Origin of the sequence: Paraburkholderia sp. UCT31, assembly GCF_014397655.1 — a bacterium.
Lineage (GTDB): Bacteria > Pseudomonadota > Gammaproteobacteria > Burkholderiales > Burkholderiaceae > Paraburkholderia > Paraburkholderia tuberum.
The window spans coordinates 49588-56177 of record NZ_VZQP01000053.1; the positions used below are offsets into that span (position 1 = coordinate 49588).

General features: G+C 59.2%; 5 protein-coding genes. 4 read left to right on the forward strand and 1 reads right to left on the reverse strand.

All coding sequences use genetic code 11. The features are described 5' to 3' along the window. Positions 1-97: 97 nt before the first annotated feature. Positions 98-757, reverse strand: coding sequence for a TetR/AcrR family transcriptional regulator (locus tag F6X40_RS32710; RefSeq protein WP_187630669.1), 660 nt, complete (start codon positions 755-757; stop codon positions 98-100). A gap of 1329 nt (positions 758-2086) precedes the next feature. Here F6X40_RS32710 and F6X40_RS32715 point away from each other — a divergent pair. The 4 genes from F6X40_RS32715 to F6X40_RS32730 are packed head-to-tail and all read left to right on the forward strand — an operon-like array spanning position 2087 to position 6511. Further along, positions 2087-3784, forward strand: coding sequence for a DUF1302 domain-containing protein (locus tag F6X40_RS32715; RefSeq protein ID WP_262421637.1), 1698 nt, complete (start codon positions 2087-2089; stop codon positions 3782-3784). Positions 3785-3798: 14 nt separating this feature from the next. Beyond that, positions 3799-5148, forward strand: coding sequence for a DUF1329 domain-containing protein (locus F6X40_RS32720; protein ID WP_187630670.1), 1350 nt, complete (start codon positions 3799-3801; stop codon positions 5146-5148). A 26-nt stretch (positions 5149-5174) separates the two neighbouring features. After that, positions 5175-5393: a DUF1329 domain-containing protein gene (locus tag F6X40_RS32725; RefSeq protein WP_410452554.1), complete on the forward strand. Its 219-nt coding sequence runs from the start codon at positions 5175-5177 to the stop codon at positions 5391-5393. A 53-nt stretch (positions 5394-5446) separates the two neighbouring features. Further along, a complete protein-coding gene (locus tag F6X40_RS32730; RefSeq protein WP_187630671.1) occupies positions 5447-6511 on the forward strand; it encodes a WD40/YVTN/BNR-like repeat-containing protein in 1065 nt (354 codons plus the stop codon). The last annotated feature ends 79 nt before the right edge of the window (positions 6512-6590 follow it).

The following is a 6590-nucleotide window of genomic DNA, read 5'->3' on the forward strand; positions in this document are numbered from 1 at the left end:
GTAGAAGGGGATCCGCGGCTCGGTGCGCCCGTCACATGGCGCCGGCCGCTCGATCCGGGCCGGGCGCGATTCTGGCACAAGCAGCTGCCTTGCAGTTCTATGGAGATGCCTTGCTCAACGCTCGCCAGACGACCTTCATGGCGTGACGGAACGAGTCCGCATTAAATGTGCCCGCGCCGGACCGGCGAAGAAAGACGACCAGACCGTGCAGATGTGAAAGGAGTAGGGCGCCGCGCAACGTGCATTCTCCCGAGGGCAAGGTTGGGTTGATCTGCGCGATCAGTTCCGCCAGGAGACCCTGAAAATCCGCAGTAGATTTCGCCATCAGGGCATGCAGAAAGGGCTCATGCTCTGCGAGGCTCCAGCATTCCAGCACAAAGGCGCTAACGCGGTTTCCGCCGCTCGCCGTCAGTACGGAGAACGCCTCGTCGACGATGACATCCAGTCGTGCTTCCGGTGACCGGGATTTGTCTTGGGCGATCGTCCGATAGTGTTCGAAATAGCGATCCGTGTATGCCTCGATCGTGGCCCGCAATAGTTCTTCGCGGGTGCTGAAGTAGTGCTGCAAGGTCCTCAGTCGAATCCCTGCCTCGCTGGCAATGCGGCGTTGAGTGAAACCAGCGTTACCTTCGGATGCGAAGACCTCGATCGCCACTTCGATGATGGCGGGCACGCGGGTCGTTCTGTTCCCGCGCCGTCTGGGCCCGTCTGCTGCCGTGTTGCCGAGGTCTGCCGATGAGATGGTCAGGTCTTTCATCTGTTGTGCTCTCCTTGGCGTCTGCTGTCCTCGCGCTTGTTGCCAGTCCGGGATGTGTATCTGCGGGCTATACCCCGCCTGATACGAACGGCGTTCGATCCTGATCGGGCAGCGCCGGCATTGACCTGATGATAGTCGGATGACGAATAAATATGCGTCTTCTGACTAATTAGCTTTTAGATAAAGCCTGATCCAGTCACTCGCGGCATCACATATCCTACCCGAATAAAGGGTAGATTTGTCCATACCAGCATTTCCCCTGGTGTCATTTGGGCTTGATAATGGGTCGGCTGACTACTACTATTTAGTCAATCGACACATTACGCCGGAAACCGACCATTCCCGTGTGTCGCAAGCCGAAGCAGCAGATCCGCAGGGTTTGGGGTTGGCCGGTTAGAGTCGCCAATTTGCGTTCGTGGTTGTGATGTCAGCAGCGCGCACAGGGCGGTAGAAGGAGCTGGACATGAAGGTTGGGGAAGGTTCTTTGCGTTCGCTGATCGACAAGTGGATTGCGCCCACTGCAACCACCTCGGTGCACATCACCCGATGTACTTTCGCAAATTCAGGCCAGACGAGGTGTGTACTTGCGCGGTCGTCCGCCGCGGAGAACTCCTTCGCGATATTCTTCTTTCGGCACGACGACGGGGCATGGCGCGTGTTCCCGCCTCCTCCTCGCAAACCAGAAAGGCACTTCTACGCAGGAACGGGATAAGGGATTCGTCTGATCGCGGTCCGTGAACAGCCTATATAAAAGGACTGCAAAGGAAACTGATCCGATCGCACAAGCGTTTTCGGCTGCTTCTGCGATTCGTCCTGCTTTCGCGCTTGAATGGAAAGACGGAAAGGCCGGCTCATCGTGGCCTGTACTGCGTACCGGACTAGAATCGAAGAATCCGGGCTGCGCCCGGCCTGCCTATCGATTCATCATCGGCTCGGACGGTGTTCCGAAAGCCATCCATGGTTTGCATCGTCAATCTGCGCAGTCGAATCGGACACCTCGCAAATGCAAGCGTCGCCACTGTCTCGTCAGCGTCACGCGGCCATGCGCGGACCGCTTCGAGTTGATCACCAAACTCAAATCCACGTTTACCCCGCGTTTTGAACGTCGTTCGGAAAATTGCATCACTTAGGGGTGAGCGAGCGTTGACAGTCGAGTTTCGAGCGTTTATCTTTCCGAACAGCATTCGCATTCTGGTGACGCTGTCGGAGGTATCCGAGGCGCGATGCTGACGAGGTAGGGAGGCCGGTTTCGCTTCATTGCAAAAGTCTGCGGCAGTCCAACGGCCTGGGCCTTTTCTGCGGCAGCGCGACAAAGACAAGAGGAGACGCATGAAACAGAAGAGTCTAAAGCCAGGTGCGATCAGCCTTGGCGTGCACGCGACCTGCATCGCTGCAGTGTGCGGGTTGTGGAGCGCGAACGCCAACGCCTTCCACTTCGATGTGCCGAACCCGGACATCGACATGGAATGGGACAACACGGTGCGTGCGGACTACGGCATCCGGCTTCAGAACCCGAACCACTTCTACACGAACAGCCCGACCTACGACGAAGGCGATCTATCGACGCCGAAGTTCAGCACGATCCAGTCGATGCTGAACCTCTACAGCGAATTCGATTTCAAGTACAAGGACACGTCCGGCTTCCGCATCAGTATGGACGCGTGGTACGACCCGACGTTCAAGAATCACAATACGAGCAATCCTGCATTTCCTCCGAACTATCCGAACAACGAGTACACCAGCTACATCAAGAAGTACTACCAGGGGCCGAGCGCCGAGCTGCGTGATGCGTTCGTGTTCCACACTTTTGACCTCGGTGGTCACTCTGTCAACGTCAAGCTCGGCCGGACGGCAGTCACCTGGGGGCAGTCGGCGTTTGCTACGCTGGGTGGCGCGAACTCGGTGGCCATCGGTCAGCAGCCGCTCGACCTGATGAAACTGACGCAGAGCCCGAGCGCTTCGCTCAAGGAAATCGTGTTGCCGACGGCTCAGGCCGACGTGACGACGAACATTACCGACACGTTCTCTCTCGGCGCGCAGTACACGTTCGAATGGAATCACGATCGGCTGCCTGAAGGCGGCACATATTTCGGCGGTGCCGATCCTATTCTTTACGGCCCTCCGATCGCCAGCTACCAAAACATTCCGGGGCTGGGCACATTCGCGATTCCGCGCATCGCGCCGACGAAAGGCCAGATCGGCGATATCGGCATCGACGGCAAGTGGCGTGTCGATTCGATCGCAACGACCTATGAATTTACGTACCGCCACTTCGCCATGAAGATGCCGTGGGCGGCGGTGCTACTCCCGGGTGCCGGACCCGAACTCTTCCCGGGCACCAACCTTCCCGGTGTTACGGCGAAGTACGGCAACGACGTGAACCTGATCGGCGCCGGCTTCAACAGTGCGATCGGCAGCTCGGCAGTGGCAGGCGAGCTGTCGTATCGCTGGAACATGCCACTCAATGCCGTCAACACGACGACGGTCAACGATGCGCCGACGGGTCGCACGCTGCACGGTCTGCTGAACGTCACGCAGTCGTTCGGCAAGACGCCCATGTGGGACAACATGTTCCTGCAGGCGGAATTCGCGTTCAACCAGCTGCTAAGCGTGCAATCGAATGCGCGGAATTTTGCCAACTCCAGCTATGACACCACGGGCCAATGTTCGGCATCGGGCAACTCCGCGTTTAACAACTGCTCGACGCGCTTCTGGGCCGGGGTCGGCATTGGTGCGAGCCCGCAGTGGTATCAGGTATTCCCTGGGGTTGATTTGACGATGCCGCTGTTCGTTAATCTGAATCTGAAGGGCTACTCATCTGTCATCGCGCCGGCGGCCGAAGCACAGGGGCAGAACACCTTCGTGGTCGGGCTTGACTTCACGATCTACAACAAGCATGAGGTGGACATTACCTACACCTACTACATGAACAAGAAGGGGTACTCAACGGCGGGAGCCGCGACGGCGCTCGGTGCACCGTACAGCGACAAGTCGTGGATCGGCATCACCTATCAGACAACGTTTTGATGACGGAGGCACGTGTGAAAAGATTCCCAAAGCTTCTTAAGGCGCTGGCGATACTCGCCGCGGTTTGGGCCTCGCCGTATACGCTGGCAATCGAGAGTGGGATCACGCCGTTCGGCGCGGAAATTGCCGGCAACAAGGAGGGCACGATTCCAGCATACACGGGGGGCATCAAGGACTTTCCGACCGGGTTCAAGGCCGACTCCGGAAAATGGGCCGACCCGTTTCCTGGTGAAAAGCCGGTTCTGCAAATCACGGCTCAGAACTATCAGCAATACGCCGACAAACTGAGTGCCGCCTCGATCGAGCTGTTCAAGCGCTATCCGACTTACCGGATGGACGTTTACCCGACGCACCGCTCGGTTTCGTATCCGGACTGGTATCTCCAGAACTCGGAAAAGGACGCGGAAAGTGCCAAGCTCGAAAAAAATGGCCTTTATATCGATGGGGCGTTCGGCGGCAAGCCGTTCCCGGTGCCGAAAAACGGTCAGGAGGCGCTGTGGGACTGGGAATTGCGCTACGTCGGAACGGCCCAGAAAAACAACGTGAAGACGTGGCTCGTCGATTCGAGCGGCACGCCGATTCTTGCTGCGCAGTTCAAGAGTTCGCTGCTCTATCCGTATTTCGAGTCGAAGGACGAAGCGGAGTTTCGCAAGAAGGGCCCCCTCGCGATCTGGTATCAGGTATATAACGACTACGCGTCACCGGCCCGCCTGATTGGCGACACGACGCTCTTCTGGTACTTCACGGATTCGGCCGATCACGATCAGCAATCGTGGGAATACAACCCGGGCCAACGCCGCGTGCGCGTGGCGCCCGATCTCGCCTACGACACGCCGAACCCCGGCTATTCCGGCGCGATCACGATGGACGACATCCAGTTGTTCTACGGCAAGATCGATCGCTGGAACGCGAAGCTGGTCGGCAAGAAGGAAATGTACATTCCGTACAACGACTACAAGCAGCAGTACGACACGCCGGCCAGCAAGATCACCACGCCGCATTTCGTGAATCCTGATTATGTCCGGTGGGAGCTGCACCGCGTATGGGTCGTGGAGCTGACGCTCAAGCCGGGCGCGCGTCACATCTACAGCAAGAAGACGCTGTACTTCGACGAGGATGGCGGCGGGGGAATGATGGATGCCTACGACCAGTCCGGCAAGCTCTATCGCGCCGGCTTTGAGACCACGGTTCCCGCGTACGACTACAAGGTGCCGTATTCGCTCGGTAACTGGTTCTACGACTTCAACAGCGGCATTTATATCTTCGGCAGCCATCCGGCAGACTCGCCCGGGATTTTCTTCAACGTGAATTTCCCAAATGACTACTTCACGCCGGAGCGTATGCAATCCGCGGGTGTGCGCTAATTGCGCGCCGAGTTGAGGATCAGGTATTGAGTGATGCGTCCCTGCCCGGCTCGCCTGGCGGGACGCATCACCAGCAGAACGCGAAGCTCGAAAAGAATGGCCTGTTCGTTTCCGGCGCATCCGGCGGCAAGCCGTTCCCGGTGCCGAAGGACGGTCAGGAAGCGTTGTGGGATTGGGAACTGCGCTACGTGGGTACGGCGCAGCGCAATAATGTGAAGACGTGGCGCACAAAGAAGTTTTCATAAAAAGCTCAGGACTGTTCGCGTGATCGATCGCCAGTTACTGTGAAGGAGACACAATGCGCAAGACCCTGTTTCGTTGGCTGGCAATCGTCGCCGCGGCATGCGCCGCGAGCGGGTCGGTCTACGCTGAATTCGCCGACCCGATGCGCTCGCCCGCCGTCATCAACCCGCAGGCCGCGCATGAACCGCTAATGGCGCTGGCGCAGGCCGGACAGCGCCTGGTCGCGGTAGGTCCGCGCGGAGTAATTCTCGTATCGGACGACGCCGCCGTGCATTGGCGCCAGGTACAGGTGCCGGTGAGTTCCGATCTGGTGGCCGTGACGTTCAAGTCGGCCGCGCTGGGCTGGGCGGTCGGACACGACGGCGAGGTGCTCCATACCACCGACGGTGGCAATAGCTGGACGCGACAGCTCGACGGCCAGCAGGCGGCCAGGCTGATGAGCGAGTACTACGCGAAGCAACAGGGCGATTCACCCGATCTCAAGGCATCGCGCGAAGAGGCCGAGCGCTTTGAAGCAGACCAGGGAGGCCGTCCGTTTCTCGACGTCTGGTTCGATGACGAGCGTTCCGGCTGGGTCATCGGTTCGTTCAACATCATTTTTCATACCGACGACGGCGGCAAGAGCTGGGTGCCCTGGTTCGACCGCGTCGACAATCCCAACGCGTTGAACCTGCATGCGATGCGCCGTATCAACGGCACGCTTTATATCGCGGGCGAACAGGGGCTGCTGCTCAAGCTCGATCCCGACAAGCAGCGTTTCGTCGCGGTGCCTACGCCGTCGAAGGGTAGCTTCTTCGGTCTCGCTTCCACGCACAACGCGATGATCGTCTACGGTCTGCTCGGCAACGCGTATCGCTCCACCGACGGCGGCGCGACGTGGGACAAGATCACGCTGCCGACCGGCGCGAGCATTCTCGCTTCGGCCGAACTGCCGAACGGCCACCTTATTCTCGCGACCCAGGCGGGCGAGCTGCTCGAGAGCGTCGACCAGGGGGCAACGTTTCATACACTCGGCGCGAGCCAGCCGGGCGGCATCTTCGCCATGGCGCTGCGCGGCGACACCGCGGTGCTGGCCGGTGCGGCCGGCCTGTCGCGGATCGCATTGTCGAAGTTGCGCTAGGGTCTGTTTACATATGGAACGCACGTGCGAATGCCCGCTATCGGCCGCAGGGCAAGGAGTAAGGAGCGCTGCGTGGCCG